The 19,489-nt window shown below is 63.8% G+C and carries 15 protein-coding genes; 1 reads left to right on the top strand and 14 read right to left on the bottom strand.

Translation table 11 applies throughout. The features are described from left to right. Positions 1-89 precede the first annotated feature (89 nt). The 14 genes from ACUZUJ_RS02720 to ACUZUJ_RS02785 all read right to left on the bottom strand — a co-directional run bounded on the left by ACUZUJ_RS02720 (position 90) and on the right by ACUZUJ_RS02785 (position 18,164). The gene (locus tag ACUZUJ_RS02720; protein WP_101764907.1) at positions 90-3,035 is read right to left on the bottom strand and encodes an FkbM family methyltransferase; all 2,946 of its coding nucleotides are present in this window, start codon (positions 3,033-3,035) and stop codon (positions 90-92) included. Further along, on the bottom strand, positions 3,032-4,348 hold the full coding sequence (locus ACUZUJ_RS02725; RefSeq protein ID WP_101764908.1) for an ABC transporter ATP-binding protein: 1,317 nt from the start codon (positions 4,346-4,348) through the stop codon (positions 3,032-3,034). The genes ACUZUJ_RS02720 and ACUZUJ_RS02725 overlap by 4 nt, the downstream gene beginning before the upstream one ends. After that, complete coding sequence (locus ACUZUJ_RS02730) at positions 4,338-5,156, bottom strand: ABC transporter permease (RefSeq protein ID WP_101764909.1); 819 nt, start codon at positions 5,154-5,156, stop codon at positions 4,338-4,340. The genes ACUZUJ_RS02725 and ACUZUJ_RS02730 overlap by 11 nt, the downstream gene beginning before the upstream one ends. Before the next feature lie 72 nt (positions 5,157-5,228). After that, positions 5,229-5,630, bottom strand: coding sequence for a GtrA family protein (locus ACUZUJ_RS02735; protein WP_101764910.1), 402 nt, complete (start codon positions 5,628-5,630; stop codon positions 5,229-5,231). Then, positions 5,627-7,492 (bottom strand): hypothetical protein, encoded by a 1,866-nt coding sequence (locus tag ACUZUJ_RS02740; RefSeq protein WP_458220629.1) that lies wholly within the window; start codon positions 7,490-7,492, stop codon positions 5,627-5,629. The genes ACUZUJ_RS02735 and ACUZUJ_RS02740 overlap by 4 nt, the downstream gene beginning before the upstream one ends. Before the next feature lie 17 nt (positions 7,493-7,509). Then, positions 7,510-8,811 (bottom strand): NAD(P)/FAD-dependent oxidoreductase, encoded by a 1,302-nt coding sequence (locus ACUZUJ_RS02745; RefSeq protein ID WP_101764912.1) that lies wholly within the window; start codon positions 8,809-8,811, stop codon positions 7,510-7,512. 10 nt (positions 8,812-8,821) lie between these two features. After that, a complete protein-coding gene (locus ACUZUJ_RS02750; protein WP_458220628.1) occupies positions 8,822-10,978 on the bottom strand; it encodes a hypothetical protein in 2,157 nt (718 codons plus the stop codon). 3 nt (positions 10,979-10,981) lie between these two features. Further along, positions 10,982-11,926, bottom strand: coding sequence for an NAD-dependent epimerase/dehydratase family protein (locus ACUZUJ_RS02755; RefSeq protein WP_458220627.1), 945 nt, complete (start codon positions 11,924-11,926; stop codon positions 10,982-10,984). A 1-nt stretch (position 11,927) separates the two neighbouring features. Further along, positions 11,928-12,659 (bottom strand): SDR family oxidoreductase, encoded by a 732-nt coding sequence (locus tag ACUZUJ_RS02760; protein WP_049443070.1) that lies wholly within the window; start codon positions 12,657-12,659, stop codon positions 11,928-11,930. A gap of 2 nt (positions 12,660-12,661) precedes the next feature. Further along, entirely contained in the window at positions 12,662-13,975 is a 1,314-nt protein-coding gene (locus tag ACUZUJ_RS02765) for an FAD-binding oxidoreductase (RefSeq protein ID WP_049443071.1), read from the bottom strand. Beyond that, positions 13,972-15,387 carry a UbiA family prenyltransferase gene (locus tag ACUZUJ_RS02770; protein WP_049443072.1) on the bottom strand — a complete coding sequence of 472 codons (1,416 nt, stop codon included), beginning with the start codon at positions 15,385-15,387 and terminating at the stop codon, positions 13,972-13,974. Before ACUZUJ_RS02770 ends, ACUZUJ_RS02765 begins: the two co-directional genes overlap by 4 nt. Before the next feature lie 112 nt (positions 15,388-15,499). Beyond that, on the bottom strand, positions 15,500-16,480 hold the full coding sequence (locus ACUZUJ_RS02775; protein ID WP_049443073.1) for a lysylphosphatidylglycerol synthase transmembrane domain-containing protein: 981 nt from the start codon (positions 16,478-16,480) through the stop codon (positions 15,500-15,502). Further along, positions 16,480-17,418 (bottom strand): electron transfer flavoprotein subunit alpha/FixB family protein, encoded by a 939-nt coding sequence (locus tag ACUZUJ_RS02780; RefSeq protein ID WP_049443074.1) that lies wholly within the window; start codon positions 17,416-17,418, stop codon positions 16,480-16,482. The genes ACUZUJ_RS02775 and ACUZUJ_RS02780 overlap by 1 nt, the downstream gene beginning before the upstream one ends. Further along, positions 17,418-18,164: an electron transfer flavoprotein subunit beta/FixA family protein gene (locus ACUZUJ_RS02785; protein ID WP_049443075.1), complete on the bottom strand. Its 747-nt coding sequence runs from the start codon at positions 18,162-18,164 to the stop codon at positions 17,418-17,420. The genes ACUZUJ_RS02780 and ACUZUJ_RS02785 overlap by 1 nt, the downstream gene beginning before the upstream one ends. Positions 18,165-18,428: 264 nt before the next feature. Here ACUZUJ_RS02785 and rfbB point away from each other — a divergent pair, with 264 nt between their 5' ends. Continuing rightward, positions 18,429-19,484 (top strand): dTDP-glucose 4,6-dehydratase, encoded by a 1,056-nt coding sequence (gene rfbB, locus ACUZUJ_RS02790; protein WP_049443076.1) that lies wholly within the window; start codon positions 18,429-18,431, stop codon positions 19,482-19,484. Positions 19,485-19,489: the final 5 nt, after the last annotated feature.

The raw sequence follows: 19,489 nt of genomic DNA on the forward strand, positions 1-19,489 counted from the left end.
GAAAGCTACCACATCCGCCTCCGCCTGTCGGCGGCGATGCTTTCATCTGCCAGTAATCGTGCCAGCATGGGTGCTGGCACGATCCATCATCAGCCACGTGTGCCGCGATACACCCGAGCAAGTCCGCGCGCCAGCTTGGACATTCCCGGAACACGCAACAGCCTGTCAATCATGCGACCCAAGCGGACGCCGGTACGCTGGCCGGTGGTACGTAGCGACGGAGGAGGCAATGTCGCGGCCAGTCCATCCAGTCGACGCAGGGCTGTGGCGACCTGCTTCGCATCGACGCGACGCATTGCCTCGTTGAGAGTGGCGTAGACCTCGAGAGCTGAACGCCGCCATCCATCCGCTTCGCCTGGCCGTCGTTGGTTGCTCCAGGCCGGGATGCCGGCGCTGAGGCGTGTGACCAGTTCGCGGGTGGTTTCATAGCGGTGGATGTTGGCTGACGTGGCTATCTGCCCGGCCAGCTCCCGGTTCAGCCCGGTATCGCGCACGAACACCGGGCGGTGGTGCGCCAGTGCGTGCAGGACCGGGAAACCGAAGCCCTCATAGTGGCTCGGGAACACCACCAGCTCGGCATCGCGATAGAACGCACGGAACGTCTGGTCATCGATATGGCCGGCTTGGAATGCTTCGATGTCCTTTGATCGCTCCACATCCTGCGGGTAACCGATGGCGATGATCCTGCGGCCCGGTAGGGCATCGGCCAATGCGTCTGCCGTTTCCTTCACGAACTTGTGTGCGTAGTGGTTACCGATCACCAGGATATGGTTGCCAGCTGCCGCACCCGGCTCGTGCTCGGCATAATCAGCCGGATCCAGTGAATGGCGCGACACGCTCTGCATCACGTGGGGGGCGATCGAGTAGCGCTGGCGGATGCGATCCAGCGTGAACGCAGAGTTGGTGAACAGCACGCTCATGTTCTCCAGCGCGAAGCGCCAGATGTCTTCATCCATGTCCAGCGCAAGATATCCGCAGTCGCTGGAGATGGTGTCGAGCATGAAAATGCCCACTACTGGAGCCGTGCTGAACAGCCGGGTGAGTACGTCCACCTGGTAGGGCTGGCCGATGCGCACGACGGCTGCCGCCTGCCCATTGCTCTGTCCGGGCTCAAGCCGGGTCAGGCCAGTTAGACGCGGCATGCCGTGGAAGTCCCATGCCTCCAGAGTCATGATCACGCCGATGCGCACTTCGTCGGGCCAGGAGCGTAGTGCCGCAGCGACGAGCTTCACCCCCGACTCGAACGTGCCGTTGTGGAAGGCGCCGAACGAGGAAAAATCGAACGCGATCGTTCGCGGCGAATCCGTTGGTTCGAGCGCCTCAAGCAGCGTCTCGGCACGGTACTCGGGTGAATGATAGTAGCGTTCGACCAGCTTCGGGTATTCCGGATAACGCGCGCGCAGCAACGCTCCGTTGTGTGCGTCACGCTCGCTTCGCTGCTGCTGGGTGGTGGCGAAGGACTGCTCGCCTTGGTGCCATACGAAGGCATGGTTGGCCAGCACCGCCCGATAGCCTGCGCGATTGGCGCGCATGATCAGGTCGTTCTCTTCGTTGTAGCCCTTGCCATACGCTGTGTCGAATACGCCGAACTCGGAGAGCAACGTGCCACGGATCCAGAGCGCGAAGCCGATGGCAGTCGGTGCCAGGGTGCAGCGTGGCAGCCTTCGTGCCAGCGGCGCAAAGCGGGCGAAGGCTTCGTCGGCGGTGACATCCTTGTGCTCGAACGAGTGGGGCAGGCTGGCCAGGGTGGCATTGTTGCTGCGAGGGCAGACGAAACCGAACATGGGATCTAACCCGGCGACGGCCAGCATTTCGGCGATTGCACCGGGCATCACTTCGGTATCGGAATTGAGCAGAAGTACGTCGGCCCCCTCTTCGATCGCGCGGGCAAACGCGCGGTTGCAGGTACCGATGAAGCCAAGGTTGTCCTCGTTGGCGATGCCCTCGAGCGGTACGCCCTCCAGGCCGGCCTGCAGTGCTTCATCCAGGGCAAGCGCCAGGCCCTCGTGGCCAGGGCTGTCGTTGTAGAACCAGACTGATGCGCGTGCGGCGATCAGCTCTCCGGAGACACTGCGCAGTCCACGCATCAGCGGTGCGACGAGCTGTTCGTTGCGATAGAAGGGGACCACCACGTGCAGTGGCGGGTGAACCTGCGCCTCTGCGTCGACGGCGTGCGGTGCCTGCCGGTGCACGGCTTCCACCTCCGGGGCATCCGGGAGCATCTCTGGCAGGTACTGCGGCTTTTCGAGCAGCAGAGCCACCACGTCCTCCAGAGTGTTGATCACGCGCATGTCCTGCAGGGGCAGGTCATCCACGCGCTCCTTTGGCACCAGGAACAGCGCGCATTCGGCGTTGCTACCAAAGAAGTTATCCGGGCAGCCGTTGATATTGTCAGGGTTGTACGCGGGATAGATCGATCCGAATGCGCGATAGCCCAAGTTTTCCGATGCAGCCAGCGTTGACGCAGCGCCGCTGACCGAGTTGCATTCGGCGAACACCACTGGCCGGCAGCGCTCGAGTGTTTGTCGCGCGCCGCGGATGACATTTGCCTCCATGCCTTCGACGTCGATCTTGATCAGGTCCAGTCGCGGCAGTTCAAGCATGTCGAGGGTTATCAGTTCAACCTCGTAGCCGCCACCCTGATCTACCAGAGCCAAGCTGCCCAGGTTCTGACTGCCTTCCTCCGGATCAAGGAGGTGAATCGTGCCCGGCTGGTCGGATACCCCCACATTCCGGGCCTTGATGACAGCATCCAGGGCATTGCGATGGATGTTGCGGCCAAGCACCGCGAACGTATTGCGGCGGGGTTCGAACGCCAGCACCTGCCCCAACGTGCCAGTTGCGCGCGCCAGTGCGACGGCGTGGGTGCCGATAAAGGAGCCCACATCGGCCACCACGCCGCCCGTCGGGACAAAACGACGCAGAAGGTCCAGCTCTGTTTCAGCCCATTCGCCATACCAGCGGAGCGAATCAGCGACGACAGAGTCGCCCGGAAGGGTTTCGAAGACGCCATGGCGCCCGTTGATCGTGGTCATGTGCTGTGCGACGTTCGGAACGAGACATCCAGCGGCTGCGCACCGGAAATGCCGTGAACAAGCTGGGAATTGAGGGCCGTCAGCACGATTACGTCGTGCAGCCAATGATGCTGGACGTGATCATCGCCGGGGCCTTCGGCTAAGGCTACATCCAGGCTGTACTCGCCACGGACGAGCCGCGGCAGGCGCATCTGGAAGGCGACCGTGAATGTGCTGCCGGCCTCGACTGAGATGGCCTCCTCCCGCAGGTAGCTGTCCGAGCTCTCCGCAACGACGAACTGCCCTTTGCGATCCTTCAGCATGAAGCCGATTGCCGGATAGGCAAGCGTCTTGCCTGCGCGTGCAGTGATGGAGAGGTGAACGTCATCGTTGGAGGTGAACTCGGTCAGCGCATTTCCATCCACATCGGTGAACACAGCGTGCTCGATCACCGCGCCGCCTGCTCCGAATCCATCGGCCTCGGTGCGGAAGCTGCCAGCATGGAAGCGGGTGGCCTGCACGTTGGCTGCTTGATAGTTGCCCGGTCGCGCTGATTGCGGGCCCACGGCTTCAGGAGCCTCCATGCGGTCAGCGTAAAGGTCCCGGAGGTAGATAGCGGAGATTTCACGGGCGCTGCCTACATCGCAGAGGTAGTGCCCTGCCTGACGGCGAAGCAGCACGGCGGACGCGCACAGCGCGTTGACCGCACCCATGTCATGGCTGACGAACAGCAGGGTGCCGCCCTGGCGCTGGAAGCCGGCCAGGAAACGCATGCACTTCTGCTGGAAGTAGGCATCACCCACGCTCAACGCCTCATCGATGATGAGGATGTCGGCGTCCACGTGCGCGATTACCGCGAACGCCAGCCGGACGTACATGCCGCTGGAGTAGGTTTTTACTGGCTGTTCGATGAAGGCGCCAATATCGGCAAACGCCGCGATGGCGTCGAAGCGCTTGGACACCGTCTCGCGATCGACGCCATACAGCGAAGCGGCCAGGTAGACGTTCTCGCGGCCGGAAAACTCCGGATTGAAGCCGGCCCCGAGTTCCAGCAGCGCCGCGACCCGGCCATTGACGGTGATCTCGCCCTCGGTCGGGGTGAGGGTGCCGCAGATCATCTGTAGCAACGTGGACTTGCCGGCGCCGTTGCGGCCAATGATGCCGACCGTCTCGCCGCGACGGATCGTGAAGCCCACTTCGCGGAGTGCCCAGAACTCGCGGTAGTACTGCCGATGGCCACGCCAGAGCATCTGCATCAAGCGGTGAGCGGGTTTTTCGTAGATGTTGAAGCACTTTCCCAGGTCACGCACCTGGATCGCGATGTCAGAGCACATCGGCAAACCCCCTGCGCGTGCGTTGGAAGAAGGCGAAGCCGGCGATGAAAACCAATGCTGAAACCAGTAGGCAGACGGGGTACAGCACCGGGTCCAGGCCCTTGCCCCAGATCAGGACATCTCGCATCTGAGCGACGATCGGCGCCAGTGGATTGATGTTGAGGAACGGCCGCAGCGAGGCCGGGATCGCGTCGATCGGATAGAAGATGGGGGTCAGGAACATCACCGCGGTGGTGATGATCGCCGTGATCTGTGCGGTGTCGCGCAGGAACACGCCCAGTGCCGACAGCAGCCAGGCGACGCCGGTCATGAACAGGACCATCGGCAGCATGACCACCGGGGCGAGCAGGGCGGTCACCGGCGGCAGGCCCGTCGAGACCAGATAGAACAGCAGCCACACCACCAGGTTCACGGCCAGGCTGAACATGGCCGTGAGCACGCTCACCCATGGCAGCACTTCGAGCGGGAAGACGACCTTTTTCACGTAGTTCGCGTTGCCCACGATGAGGGTGGGAGCGCGGTTGAATACTTCCGAGAACAGGTTGAACACCAGCAGGCCACTGAACAGGACCAGGGCGAACTCGGTGCGCGAGCCGCTGCCACCGGGCCAACGCGCCTTGAAGACCTCGCTGAACACGAAGGTGTAGATGGCCAGCATGAAAATTGGCTGCACCAGCGCCCAAGCCAGTCCCAGCAGGGACCCCCGGTAGCGGGCTGCAATTTCTCGGGCGGCCAAGGCTACGACCAAGCCGCGATTATGGCGCAGGCTGCGCAGTAGATGCAGCGGGGAACTGGGGTAGGCTTCCATTCATCGGTGACAAAGGGGACGACCCCCTAGTTTACTTCGCGCCGGAGGGGGGTGCAGCGTTATCGTTCAGGTTCAATCGACCCCGCGGCGTGCGAATGTGAAGTGTTTGTGACCGAGATAAGCCGTTACGATCGGGACGGCTACGCCGACCAGATGGGCGCTCAGTGGGATATCCAATGGCCACGACAGTGCAGGCAGGGCCCAGCGCTTGAGAACGATGCTGATGCCCAAGGTCTGCAGCAGGCTGATTGCGTTGATGCCGACGAACCAGGCGACCTGCTGTGCGATAGGCCGGTTCGAACCCTTGAACACCAGGACTCGATTGAGGATGAAAGCCGTCAGCATGCCCAGCCCATAGGCAAGGCAGACCGCCACCTCGAAAGGGAAAGCAAGGCTGAACAGGACGCGGCTACCGACATTGACCGCCGCCGCAGTGCCACCACAAATAACAAACAGGAGGAACTGGCGACTCATGCCTGCGTCTCTCGGTGGCGATTGGCTGCGCCGGATACGGCGGCGATCAGCATCATGAGGGTCAGCACCAGGGCGATGTACAGGCCGGGGCCGCAACGTTCTTCTGCTACGACGCGAAACTGGGTAAGACGGCCCGCTTCGATCGGCGGTGTTACCGCGACCCAGCCGTGGGGATCGTTGTCCACGATATGCAATTGGTACTCATCCGCAGGCAGATCCAGCAGACGCGGCCTCCAACGATCGCCGGCTACGCCTTGGGTCACCAATTCTATGGTGTGTTGCTTGCCGACCAGGGTGGCGGCCACCCCTGGTGGCCCGTAGCCACCCTGGAAGTACAGCATCCTGCCGCCCTTCACCAGCACCGGCGCACTGCTGCAGTCGATGATGTTGGCGTCGCCGCCATCGACAAGATAAGTACCGATGGCCTGTGGACGGTTGGGCAACCCCGCGAAGGCGCCGGGGTGCTCCAGTCCGCTGCAGTGGTCCGTCGGGAACGCCAATGGCCGGCGAATCTCGATGGGCATGATGGAAGCTGCGTCTGAGCGGCTCAGGACGTGATCGATGCGTTCGGCGTCTGGATAGGGGAAGCGACCGGGGGTGTCGCGCAGCGCGTCGAGATCACCATCGCGCAGGTAGGTCGCCAGTATCTTTTCCTGCATGGCGCCAGCAATCGAGCGCTCCTGCATGCTGCCCTTGGCGGCGACGAAGGTCGGGAACGAGGAAAGCGCGATCCAGCCGATGAATACCGCAGGTACTGTGGTGCGACCCCATGAAGGGAGCCGCGATCCATTGCCGAAGCAAGCGTGCAGTACCAGCCACAGGTTGTTGATCACACCGATGGCCAGCAGGTCGGTGTAGCGCGAGGTCACCACGTTGTGCACCTCTGTGCCCCGCGAGTAGGCCATGGCTACGGCCTGCACCAGCACCCAACCTGCGACTGCGAAAGCGAAACGCTCTCCCCGCGAAATGCTCTGTCGGGTCAGCGTGCGGCGCAGCATTGCGAGGGTAAGAGCGACCGTCGGCAGCCAAAGCACCGCTACGCTGATCCAGCGCGGTCGCAACGGCCAGGCAAGGGTATTGCGCAAGGCCTCCAGGAACTGGCCGATGGAACGAGCATGGAAGGTGTCGCCATGTGGTGGTGCGGGAAGGGTCACAAGACCCACGACGGTGACCGCCAGCATCAGCAACAGGGCAAGACCGCCCCTACGGCGGTCAACATCAGCGGCGAGCAGGCGATAAACGAGCAGACCCGCCGCTGCCGCAGCGGCAAAGATACCGCTGGCCATGGTGAACAGGGCGAGTACCGAGCAGATCAGAATGGCCAGCAGGCGCCTGCGATCCAGTACCTCAGCCGATGCCAGCCAGATGGTGATCAATGACAGAAGTGCCAGGATGAAGAACTGGTTCTGGAACCCAGCGATCAGATTTTCCCAGCCGAAAGGCGCAGAGGCCAACGCAAAAATGCCCAGGATGAGGAACGGACGGGCAGCGGGCACCAGCGTACGCATGCCGACCCAAGCCATAGTGCCCAACGCGGCCGCGTACGGGACGATGTTGAACAGCATTTCCACCTTGGCATCGAACTGGTTCCCATTGGCTGCAAACAAGCCGAGTGAAACAAGCCGTGTGAAAAGAATGCGGTGTTCATTGTGTGCCGCGAACAACTGGCTGAAGTGGAGCTCGCCCCGCAGATAAGGCAACAACAGGTTGTCGAGCTCGGCATCCCATTGGTCCCAGAACGGACTGCTGCTGCCGAAACGGAGCACCAGATAGGCGCGCACGGCCATCATCGGGACCAGCAGGATGGCCAGTAGGAACACCGGGTGCTGCGGATGGAACCACTGCAACAATCGGGTACGCACGGCACCTGATCTGGGGGTCATGCGCGCAGCGCCTCGTTCACCAGGGCCTCGGCCGTGTTGATGCTCTCGTTGATCGAGCGATCTTCAGGGTAGTAATACGCAGTGTCGGCCATGAAGAAGCCCTGCACCGGCGTGCGCATCGACGGCAGCATGTCCTGGAAGCCCGGCGGGCAGATCGTCTGCGCGAACTCATAGCGATGGCAGTGCGAGGCCAGCACCCAGTCACGCTTGAAGGCCGGGTTGATCCGTGCCAGGTAGCCCAGCACTTCCTCGATCAGCTCGGCGTTGGACTGCTGCCACTTCGGGTGGGTCTTGGGCATGTAGTACGGTGCGTACAGGATCTTCTGGCCCGGGTCGTGGCCCGGGTTGAGGTTGCTGTACTCGATCACGCCCGGGATCTCGATGCCCGGATCGCTGATGTTCATCCAGAAGTTTTCGCTCACCGCGTGCTTGAGCTTGAGGATCACGCAGGCGACGGGAATGTTCTGCACCGCCGCGACCTTGGCGCGGAAGTCCTCCGGCAGCCCCGGCACCAGCGCCGGCACGTACTGGATGGGTGCGGTGGAGATCACGCCGTCGTAAGCGGTGAATTCGCCGCCCACCGATACACCGGTGACCTTGCCGTTCTCGGACACTACTTCATCGATGCCCTGCGACAGCTCGATACGGCCGCCGCGCGCCTGGATGTCCTGCACCATGCGTTCCAGCAGCGTCATCGAGCCCCCTTCCAGGTAGCCCATGCTCTCGTTCATCAGGTTGCGGCGGGACAGTGCCACGCGCTTGATGCGCGTGCCGATCCAGCTGGCCGACAGGTTGTCCTTGAACTCGAAGAACTTCAGGCGGAAGGCATCCTTCCACATCACGTCATAGGCCTTCTGGCCGACCCAGCGCCGGATCCATGCGCCGGCCTCTTCCTTGTCCAGCGCCGTCCAGTCCTTGATGCCCTTGGTGTACATCACGTGCAGCGCATAGCGGAACTTGCTGATCGGCCCAAGGTGGGGGAAGGCGAGCAGTGCAAACGGGTTGCCCCACTTGTAGAGCTTTCCCTTGTAGAAATAGCCCATCTTGGTGTCGGTCCAGCGCAGCGCCTTGGACAGGCCGTAGCGCTCCAGCAGCGCGAAGAGCGGATAGTCGGTCTTGCAGATGAAGTGGTAATAGCGCTCGATCGACAGGCCGTCGAAATCGAAGTTGGCCGACATGCCGCCAATGCGATCGTCACGCTCGTAGATCGTGACCGAGTGGCCCTGGTCGAGGAGTTTCACGGCGGCCATCAGGCCCATGGGGCCTGCGCCGATGATGGCAAATCGCTTCTGGGTCATGGCAATCGTATCAATGGAAGGAAGTGGGGAGCGCCGTGAGACGGCACCCCGGGCGCGTGGCGAACAATTCGTACGCCGGGCTGTGGTAGATGTGCAGGGTACCGGTCGGGACGTCGTTGAAATCCGAGGCGATTCTGCCAATGCGGATAAATGACTGATCCATCTGGGAATAATAGCGCCTTGACCAGTCGTCGTTGAACGAGGTGCCGATGAACAGCACACAGTCCGTCGATGGTGGCGGGAGGTCCATGCCCAATACCTGGGGGTAAGTGATGACCTCGGTGCGTACGGCGCCCACTTCCGCGGCGATGCCCTGCAGTCGGTCGGTGCGTTCATCCAGTATCTGCTGCAGGTGGATGCGGTCGAAATAGGGGGCCAGTCGGGCGCTGACCGACATGCCCCAAGCGCCTGCCAGTACCAGCAGCCCCATGCAGGCCAGGTGCAGCAGCCTGCGGGCCAAGGGGCGCTGCAGCGCGAGGCGGGCCGCGGCGAACCGCTCGATGTTGGCAGCGCCAGCCACGGCAACCATCATGAAGGCTGGTATCAATGCGGTCAGATTGCGTTCGAAGAACACCGACTGGACCAGGAAGGCGCCAAACGTAATGGCGAAGACCGCCAGGAAGCCGGCCTTGGCTGGTGCCAGCGAGGTGCGGAAGTAGCCCATCACATGCAGCACCACCAAGGGCAAGCCGAGGGTGGCCAGGTAGTAACCGGTGATCCAATGCCATTGCGGAACCAGCCCGTGCGTCATCGGCCCAAACGGGGGATGGCCCCCGCCGTACTGGTGGTCCAGCGCCTGGATGCCCGCCAGGAATCCGGGAAGGTCAGCCACGATGGCCGGTGAACCGACGCAGATGCCGAAGACAACACCTGCCAGCGATGCGCCGCCGAACATGCCAAGATGCTGGAGCTTCCGCGTCAATCCCGGTAACTGGCGTACAGGCTGCCATGCGGCAGCGACGCAGTACAGGCTGAAAACGGCATAGGTGAACTTTATGGTCGTCAGCACGCCAGCCAACATGCCCAGAAGGGCCAGGAGGCCGAACTGGGCCCAGCGTTGCTGAGGCTTCAGGCATGCGAGCGCGAACGCCAGCGTTGAGAGCAGCGTGCTCCATGCCTCTGGCCGGGCGTAATGCGCGTCCTGCAGGAATTGGGGGGTGGTCGCGACCAGAAGCACCCCGACCAGCGCATAACCAACACCCAACGTACGTACGAGCAGCAGGAGGCAGACTGCCAAGGTGAGGGCGGCGGACCAGCGCGAGAATTCGAGCAGGTAGTGCAGCAGGTCGAATTCGCTTTTGAATGCCGCTGGTGCAATCGCCTTGATGGTCAGGTAGACCGCTTGAATGTACCCGGAGAAGTTGTAGCGGAATGCATGGAACTCAGGAAGGTCAGCGCGAGCCCAATCGGTATTCAGATCGCCATGTTCATGCATGGCGACCATGACTTTCACCGGAATGGATTGGTCAGGATGATGCCAGACACCAGCGACGTCGCCCTGGTAGAGCTTCGCGGCCAGCAGTGCTACCGATGCAGTCAGAAGAACCAGTGAAACGGTGCGGCGGACAGGTGTTTTCCTGGGAGGTGTAGGCACGCCTTCGCTCCGTGGGGGCGGCAGAGCGAGCGCACTCAGCAGGATGCTGGCCAACAGCAGTGACATGATCGGAATGCCCAGACGCCCAGGCTCGGGCAGCATGCCAATGCCCGCCCACTGCTGGAATCCAGTCCCTTGGTCATCCAGGACCACGCGCAGGGGCCGTCCCGCCCAACTCTGCGGCACCCGGATGTTCAACGGCTGCCATTGCTCGCCCGCACGCTGGATCACATACAGTGATTCCTCATCATCCTCCAAGGCGATGCGCAGGCGTACTGCGTGTCCATCGATGTAGCCGGCCACCGCCAGTCGTGGGCGCATGGCGTGGTTGGCAGGCAGTCGCAGTTCGATCGTGCCACGCGCTTCGTCGCCGTTTGCGCAGTAGGTGATGGCGGCATGGTGGATGTCCGGATCGGCACGCAGGAACGACGATGCCGACGACGGGCAGCCACCCTTGGGGGCTGTAGCGCCCATTGGGAGCTCCGATACCGGCGGTCGGATCCACAGCAGCAACGCCACAAGCAGGCATGCCGCAGCCAGTCCCTGGCCCAGATACCAGCGTCCTTCCCGCACGCGTCAACGCTCCAGTACGATCTTCGCGTAGCGCGGATCGGTATAGCTCTCGCGAATCGCTTCTTCAAACGGCGTCTGCTTCACCCCGAACACGGCCTCGGTGTCGATGCCCTTGAAGTCATCGCCGGCACTGAGTGCCTTCAGCTGGTCGGCGGTGAAGGGCGGTTTGCTGCTGAACAGGCTGTAGACCTTCAGCAGGAAGCCAAAGAAGCCGATCGGGATGTGCACGATCACCGTATGCAGCTTCTTGACCCGTTTGATGGTGCGGATGATGTCCACGTAATCCACGCGGGTATCGCCGACGATGTCGAAGACCTCGCCGTCCGGTTCGGTTTCGATGCACTTGGCGATGCAGCGGCAGAAGTCGCGTTCGTACAGGGGCTGGCGCATGAACCTGCCATCGCCCGGGATCGGGAATACTGGCGTGCGTGCCATGAAACGCGACAACCAACCCAGGTGTTTGGGGTCGAACCAGCCGAACATCAGCGTCGGGCGCAGCACGCAGTGGCGCTGGCCGCTGGCGACCACCATCTCTTCCTGCTCGCGCTTGGTGTTGGTGTAGTCATCCTTGGCCACCGAGTTCACCACCGAGGAGCTGATGTGCACCATGTAGGGCACTGCGGCGTCCTGGGTGGCCTTCAGTACGTGGCCGGTGGCGGTGATGTTGTTGCGCACGAACAGGTCGGTGGTCTTGCCGGTGATCTGCGCGTGCAGCTGCACCACGCAGGCGGCACCGTTGAATTCACCGGCCCACGCGCCAGGTTCAGCCAGGTCGGCTTTCACCACGCGGACATCCGGGTGCAGGCCGTGCAGGATATCCAGGTTGTGGGCATGCTTGTCGATGGCGACCAGCTGGGTGTAACCCTGCTGCTTCAACTCGACGATCAGGTTCTGCCCCACCAGGCCGGCAGCACCGGTGATGACGATCTTGGCGTGCTTGTCGGTCATGTCAGAGCTTGATCCTGCGGAAGACGAATTCGGGGATGTTCTTGATGATCATCATGATGGCCCACCAGAAGCCGGGCAGGTAGGCAACGGCCTTGTGCTTGCCGATCGCCTTGAGGATGCCGGCGGCGACCTTGTCCGGTGTCGCCCACAGGGCGCCCTTCTTGAACGCGGCGGTCATCGGCGTATCGACGAAGCCGGGCTTGATGACCAGCACGTTGATGCCAGCCGGACGCAGGCGCTGGCCCAGGCCGCTCAGGTAGGCGGTGACCGCTGCCTTGGCGCTGCCGTACAGATAATTGCTGGCGCGGCCACGATCACCGGCTACCGAAGAAATGACGGCCAGGCTCGCACCGGACTGCAGGCGCTGTGCCAGGGCCGCTGCAAGGGCGATGGTGGACGTACCGTTGGTGGCAAACTCGCGCAGCGACAGCTCCACGGAGGCATCGCAGGCAGCCTGGTCGGGCAGGGTGCCGTGGGCGATCAGGACGGTATCGACGCCGCCCAGCGCGGCCCATGCGTTGTCCAGGAGGGCGCCATGGGCGGCCACATCGTTCACGTCCAGCACGCCGCTGTGCACGTGCGGGGCACCGCGCACGCGCAGGTCGGCGGCAATGGCGTCCAGTTTGCCGGCGCTGCGACCCACCAGGTAGAGCGCGGCGCCACGTGCGGCGTATAGGCGCGCAACCGATTCGGCGATGGCCGAGGTCGCGCCGATGATCAGGATCTTCTGCATGGTTACTCCATCACCCGGCGCCAGAAGCCGGATGAGAATCGAGGGTCGATGAAGCGGGAGAAGGCTTCCCAGGCCGGGTTGGCCTGGCGGAACAACGCGCCGGACATGCGCGCGTCCTTGGCCGCGTATACGGCACCGCCCGCTTCGCTGACGATGTGGTCCAGGCGGTCGAGCATCTTCAACAGCTCGGGACCGTCGTTGGGGAAATCCAGCGCCAGAGTGGTGCCCGGGCGCGGGAAGGAGAGCAGGCCCGGCGAGGGCCGGTCGCCGAATTCCTTCAGCACCGCCAGGAACGAACCGCGCCCGCTGCGGGCAATTTCGCCCAGCAGTGCCGCGGTGGCGTCGCGCGCGGTGGCCGGCGGCAGCACGCACTGGTGCTGCAGGAAGCCGCGCGGGCCGTACATGCGGTTCCAGTGGTTGATGCCGTCCAGCGGATAGAAATAGCTCTGGTAGTGCGATACGTGGCGGGCCCGGCGAGCCGGCTGGCGCCAGTAGTACAGCGTGTTGAACGGACGCAGGGTCAGCGGATTGACCAGCGAAACCGGCGGCACGATGGGCATGCTGCGGCGAGGGGCCGAACTGGGCGTGGCCGCGTGGGCGTCGCCGGGTGCATGGTCGCCGCGCAGGAAATGCCCACGACCAAGCGCGCGGCCCTTGGCCAGGCAGTCGATCCAGGCAACGGTGTATTCGAAATCATTGGCCGACTCGCGCGACAGCGCGAAGAACTCGTCCAGGTTGTCGAAACGGATCGACTCGGTTTCGATCCATGGGCCTGGTACCCGACGAAGCTGCAGCTCGGCCCAGGTGATGAAGCCGGTCAGGCCCAGCCCACCTGCGGTGGCGGCGAACAGGCCGCTGCTGTCGTCCGGCGTGAGTTGCTGGCGCGAACCATCGCTGCGCAGCAGTTCAAGGCGCAGCACGTGGTGGCAGAACGTACCTGCGCGATGGTGGTTCTTGCCGTGCACGTCGTTGCCGATTGCGCCGCCCACGGTGGCGTAACGGGTGCCGGGGGTGACCGGCAGGAACCAGCCGCGCGGCAGCGCGATGTCCAGGATGTCGGCCAGGGTTACCCCTGCCTCGCAGCGCACGATGCCCGTGGCCGGATCGAAATCGATGAAACGGTCAAGAGCGCGGCTGGTCAGCAGGGTCGCGCCTGGGTTCAGGCAGCTGTCGCCGTAACTGCGCCCATTGCCGTGGGGCAGCACCGTGCCGCCCTCTGCGGGCAGCGGCAGGGCAGCAGCGCGGTCGAGCACCGGAAGGATCCGCTGCTCTACCCGCGGGTAGCGCCCCCAGGACTGGCCAACCGCTGCACTCATATGGCGATCAGGACGATCAGCACGCACAGTGCGATGACGATCTGGCTGCCGCGGTCCATCGCCGCGAACACGATCGGGTCGTCATGCATGTCGCCCCGGTGCGAGACGATCCACATGCGGCTGATCCAGTACAGCAGGATCGGGCACAGCAGCCACAGCAGCTTGGGACTGGTATACAGCTCCAGGCTTTCCGGGCTGTTGATGTACAGCGCGAAAACCGCGACGCCAATGTAGCCGGCGGCCGCGCCCAGCGACTGCACCAGCGGCAGGTCGGACACCGAGTAGCCGCGGCCGATCGCCATTTCCTTGCCGCTGGCCAGTGCCGAGGCCAGTTCGGTGTAGCGCTTGAGCATGGCCAGGCTGAGGAACACGAACATCGAGAACGCCAGCAGCCAGAACGACAGTTCAGAGTTGATCGCCACCGCGCCGCCGATGATGCGCACCGTGTACAGCGCTGCCAGCATCACCACGTCGATCATTACAATGCGCTTGAGCTTGAGCGAGTAGCTCAGGGTCATCACGTAGTAGCACAGCAGCACGCCCGCGAAGGCCGGGCTGCAGGCCAGCGCCAGGGCGAAGCCGGCCAGGGTGATCAACGGCGCCACCAGCAGGCCATGCAGCAGCGGCAGCGTGCCCGCGGCAAATGGGCGCTTGCGCTTGCGCGGATGCATCCGGTCTGGAGTCAGGTCCAGCAGATCGTTGAGCAGATAGACGCCTGACGCGCACAGACCGAAGGCCAGGAAGGCCGTGCCTGCATCGATGATCGAGGTGAGATCGAAGAAGCGGTGGGCAGTCAGCAGCGGTACCAGCACCAGCAGGTTCTTCAGCCACTGGTAGACGCGTAACGCCTTGATCCAGGTGATCAGACCGCCATTCTGAGAGGGCAGGTGGGCAAGCACTTCGGTCTGCTTTGCCGCAGCACTGGCCAGCCCGGCCCCGTTGTTGACCACGATCGCGCCGCCAGCATGGGCCCAGACCTTCAGGTCGACCGTGCCGTTGCCCATGTAGTCGAAGCCTCGTTCGCCAAAGCGCGCTGCCAGTGCCTGCCCCTTGTTGCTGCCGGACAGGTTGGTCTGGCCATCGCTGGCCATCACTTCCTCGAACAGTCCCAGATGGTCGGCGATGGGCTGGACCAGCAGGCGGTCGGAGGCGGTGCACAGCACGCGGGGGCGTTGGGTGGTGGTGCGCAGTATGTCCAGCACCCGCTCGTCATAGGGCAGGGTCTCGGCGGGCAGTTGCACGCGCGAGGCCAGCTGGCGCTTTACGTAGGCTTTGCCCCGCAGCAGCCAGAACGGCACCAGGAACAGGTACAGCGGGTTGTGGGCCAGCAGGGCCAGCAACGATTCGTACAGGATGTCCGAGCGGAGCAGGGTGCCATCCAGATCGACGCATAGGGCACGAGAAGAGGTCACAGCCGAGGTGCCTCGTCGCAGAAGGCGGCATGGTTCTGCATGTAGGTACTTTTTCGCACGGATGAAATCATCCTGAATGATAAGGGAACCATGTTGAGCGCGCAGCCATGGATCAGGGCGCGGGATGTGGTCTGGCCGCCAGCTCCAGGCGTGCCATGGCCAGCATGCCGACAATGACCGCCAGCCACAGGCTGACCAGTCGGATGCCGATGGCCACGGTCAATGCAGCATCCACCTCGACCCCGGAAGCACCGAGCATCAGCACGATGGCCGCCTCGGTGGTCCCTACGCCACCGGGGACGAGGGACAGTGCGCCGATCAGCATGGCCAGCGGATAGATGCTCAGCATCAGCAGCCAGGGCAGACTGATGCCCATGGCCTGACATAGCAAGGTAAAGGCCAGGGCAGTCAGCAGCCACGCCGCTCCGCCCTGCAGGGCGGAGCGAAGCAGCAGGCGCCAGCACAGCAGTGGGTCGAGCGCGCGGGTGCCAGCGATCAGGAAATGGCCAAGTCGGCGTACCGGCGAGCCCGGAAGGTACTCGATGAGACGATGCGCGCCGCGAGCCAGAGGTGGCCAGCAGGCCAGCAAACCGAGGATCAGAAGGACTCCCAGAATGATGGTGGCCAGCACGCCGAACGCAGGGATCATGTGGGCCGCACCGATAGCCAGTACGGTGATCACCAGCAGATCCAGTGCGCGCTCGAAGATGAATGTCGCCAAGGTGGCACCAGCCGGTACGCCTTGCCAGCCGAAGTAACGGATACGGAGCAGTTCACCTGCCTTGCCAGGCGAAGCGGTGAAGGCGAAGCCGGCGAGGTAGGCCAAGGCGCCAAGGCGCCAGCCTTGCAGTCGCAGCCCCTGCGCGGAGAGCGCCGATCGCCAGCGCTGGTAGCGGAAGGCATAGCTGACCAGTACCAGCCCGGCGCAAAGGGCTAGAGTGCCGTTGAGGTTGCTCAGCTGCGCGAGGATGTTGCGCTCGCGGTCGATGTACCACAGTGCAGCGAGATATGCAGCCGCAATGGCGACGACCCATGAGCCTGCGCGCCCCCGGCGCACCGGCTTTACCGGCGCCGGGGACGAGCAGTCCGTCATTACAGCGCCTGTTCCAGCTCGGGCAGGATCGCGAACAGATCCCCCACCAGGCCGATATCGGCAATCTCGAAGATGGGCGCGTCGCCATCCTTGTTGATCGCGACGATCGTGCCGGCATCCTTGATGCCGGTCAGGTGCTGGATCGCACCGCTGATGCCTACGGCCACGTACAGTTCCGGCGCGATGATCTTGCCGGTCTGGCCGACCTGCAGGTCGCTGGGCACGTAGCCGGCATCGACCGCGGCGCGCGAGGCACCGACGGCGGCACCGAGCTTGTCGGCCAGCTGGAAGATGACCTTGAAGTTCTCTTCCGAACCGACACCACGGCCACCGGAGACCACGCGCTTGGCGCTCTGCAGGTCCGGGCGGTCGCTGGCGCCAGCGGCGAGGCCGACGAAGCGGGTGTGGGTCGGCAGGGTAGCATCGACGCTGGCCGCTTCGATGGCGGCGCTGCCGCCCTGGGCGGCTTCCGGCCACGACGCGGCACGCACGGTGGCGACCACGATCTGGTCGGCCGGGGCTTCCACGGTGATGATCGCGTTGCCGGCGTAGATCGGGCGCTTGAAGGTGTGGCTGCCTTCAACGCTCATCAGGTCGGAGACCTGGTTGACGCCGAGCAGGGCGGCCACGCACGGCATCAGGTCCTTGCCGAAGGTGGTCGACGGGCCGAACACGTGGGTGTAGCCCTTGGCCAGCTGCGCGATCTGCGGCGCCAGCACCTGGGCGATGGCCTGCGCATTGGCAGCGTTGGCCACGGTAAGGACCTTGGCGACGCCGGTGATCTTCGCGGCCTCGGCGGCAACGGCGGCCGGGTCGGCGGCCAGCACCAGCACGTCGATGCTGGCACCGCTGATGGCGGCAGCAGCGCTGACGGTCTTGGCGGTAGCGGCGTTGAGCTTGCCGTCGTGGTGCTCGGCGATGACGAGAATCCTGCTCATTACAGCAACCCCTTCTGCTTGAGTGCGGCAACCAGTTCGGCCGCGTCCTTGACCATCACACCCTTGCTGCGCTTGGACGGCGCGGCGTACTGGGTGGTCTTGAAGGTGTCGGCGGCTTCAACGCCGAGGTCGGCCAGCTGCAGGGCCTCCAGCGGCTTGGCCTTGGCCTTCATGATGTCCGGCAGCTTGATGAAGCGCGGCTCGTTCAGGCGCAGGTCGGTGGTGACCACCGCCGGCAGATCGACTTCCAGCGTTTCCAGGCCGGCGTCGACTTCACGGGTGACCGTGGCCTTGCCGTCTGCGATCTCGAGCTTGCTGGCGAAGGTCGCCTGCGGACGGCCCCACAGCGTGGCCAGCATCTGGCCGGTCTGGTTGGCGTCGTCGTCGATCGCCTGCTTGCCCAGGATCACCAGGTCCGGCTGTTCCTTCTCGATCAGCTTGAGCAGGGTGCGTGCGGCGGTCAGCGGCTGGATGGCCTGGTCGGTGACCACATGGACGGCACGGTTGGCACCCATGGCCAGGCCGTTGCGCAGATGCGCCTGGGCATCGGCCGGAGCAATGGTGGCGACCACGACTTCGCTGGCGATGCCCTTGTCGCGCAGGCGCAGGGCTTCTTCCAGAGCGATTTCATCGAAGGGATTGGGGGACAGCTTGACGCCGTCGGTGACCACGCCGGAACCGTCCGGCTTGACCTGAATGCGGACGTTGTAGTCCACCACGCGCTTGTACGCGACGAGGATTTTCATCTGGTACGGGGTCCTTCAATAACGGGGAGAACGTCCGGTCCTCGCACAGCAACCGGTTCGGGGGTGGGATCCCGATTCTAGCTGGCTTGAGGGGACCATGCGAATGCGTATGGTTATGTTGCGGCGCGGCATGGGACGGACGGAGCAAGTGCGCCATTCACGACACGCTGGCAGTCGTGAAGACGGGGGACATGTATGCTGTGCCGCTGTGCGGGAGCGCCCAAGTGCGCCCCATGGATGACATTTCGATCAGGAGAACAGGTAGTGCCCACATGGCTTGTCACCGGCGGCGCCGGATTCATTGGCGGTAATTTCGTCCTCGAAGCCGTCGCCCGCGGCATCAAGGTCGTCAACCTTGATGTGCTGACGTACGCCGGCAACCTGAAGACTCTGTCCAGCCTGGAGGGCAACCCCGACCACGTGTTCGTGCAAGGCGACATCGGCGACCGTGATCTGGTCGCCCGCCTGCTGGCCGAGCACCAGCCGGACGCGGTGCTGAACTTCGCCGCCGAAAGCCATGTCGATCGTTCCATCGATGGCCCGGGTGCGTTCATCCAGACCAACGTGGTGGGCACCCTGGGCCTGCTGGAAGCGGTGCGCGACTACTGGAAGGCGCTGCCGGCCGGGCCGGGTGCCGCCTTCCGCTTCCTGCATGTGTCCACTGACGAGGTGTACGGCACCCTGGGTGAGACCGGCAAGTTCAGCGAAACCACGCCGTACGCTCCGAATTCCCCGTATTCGGCGTCGAAGGCCGCTTCGGACCACTTGGTCCGCGCCTTCCACCACACCTACGGGCTGCCGGTGCTGACCACCAACTGCTCGAACAACTACGGTCCGTACCACTTCCCGGAGAAGCTGATCCCGCTTGTGATCGCCAAGGCGCTGGCCGGCGAGCCGCTGCCGGTGTACGGCGATGGCAAGCAGGTGCGTGACTGGCTGTTCGTGTCCGACCATTGCGAAGCGATTCGCACCGTGCTGGCCAAGGGCCAGGTCGGCGAGACCTACAACGTCGGTGGCAACTCGGAAAAGCAGAACATTGAGGTGGTGCAGGCCATCTGCGCGCTGCTGGACCAGCGCCGCCCGCGTGCGGACGGCCAGCCGCGCAGCAGCCAGATCACCTACGTCACCGATCGTCCTGGTCATGACCGCCGCTATGCGATCGATGCGTCCAAGCTGAAGAACGACCTGGGCTGGGAACCGGCCTACACCTTCGAGCAGGGCATCACCTTCACCGTCGACTGGTACCTGGACAACCAGGAATGGGTCAACGGCGTGCTCGACGGCAGCTACCGTCTGCAGCGCATCGGCACCGCAGCCTGAATCCA

Source organism: Stenotrophomonas sp. S4 (assembly GCF_054187805.2).

Excerpts from the sequence above, each read along its gene's own strand:
- ACUZUJ_RS02765 (WP_049443071.1), bottom strand. The coding sequence starts at position 13,975 with ATGAGTGCAGCGGTTGGCCAGTCCTGGGGGCGCTACCCGCGGGTAGAG.
- ACUZUJ_RS02760 (WP_049443070.1), bottom strand. The coding sequence starts at position 12,659 with ATGCAGAAGATCCTGATCATCGGCGCGACCTCGGCCATCGCCGAATCG.
- ACUZUJ_RS02720 (WP_101764907.1), bottom strand. The coding sequence starts at position 3,035 with ATGACCACGATCAACGGGCGCCATGGCGTCTTCGAAACCCTTCCGGGC.
- ACUZUJ_RS02780 (WP_049443074.1), bottom strand. The coding sequence starts at position 17,418 with ATGAGCAGGATTCTCGTCATCGCCGAGCACCACGACGGCAAGCTCAAC.
- ACUZUJ_RS02775 (WP_049443073.1), bottom strand. The coding sequence starts at position 16,480 with ATGACGGACTGCTCGTCCCCGGCGCCGGTAAAGCCGGTGCGCCGGGGG.
- ACUZUJ_RS02725 (WP_101764908.1), bottom strand. The coding sequence starts at position 4,348 with ATGTGCTCTGACATCGCGATCCAGGTGCGTGACCTGGGAAAGTGCTTC.
- ACUZUJ_RS02730 (WP_101764909.1), bottom strand. The coding sequence starts at position 5,156 with ATGGAAGCCTACCCCAGTTCCCCGCTGCATCTACTGCGCAGCCTGCGC.
- ACUZUJ_RS02745 (WP_101764912.1), bottom strand. The coding sequence starts at position 8,811 with ATGACCCAGAAGCGATTTGCCATCATCGGCGCAGGCCCCATGGGCCTG.
- ACUZUJ_RS02755 (WP_458220627.1), bottom strand. The coding sequence starts at position 11,926 with ATGACCGACAAGCACGCCAAGATCGTCATCACCGGTGCTGCCGGCCTG.
- ACUZUJ_RS02785 (WP_049443075.1), bottom strand. The coding sequence starts at position 18,164 with ATGAAAATCCTCGTCGCGTACAAGCGCGTGGTGGACTACAACGTCCGC.
- ACUZUJ_RS02735 (WP_101764910.1), bottom strand. The coding sequence starts at position 5,630 with ATGAGTCGCCAGTTCCTCCTGTTTGTTATTTGTGGTGGCACTGCGGCG.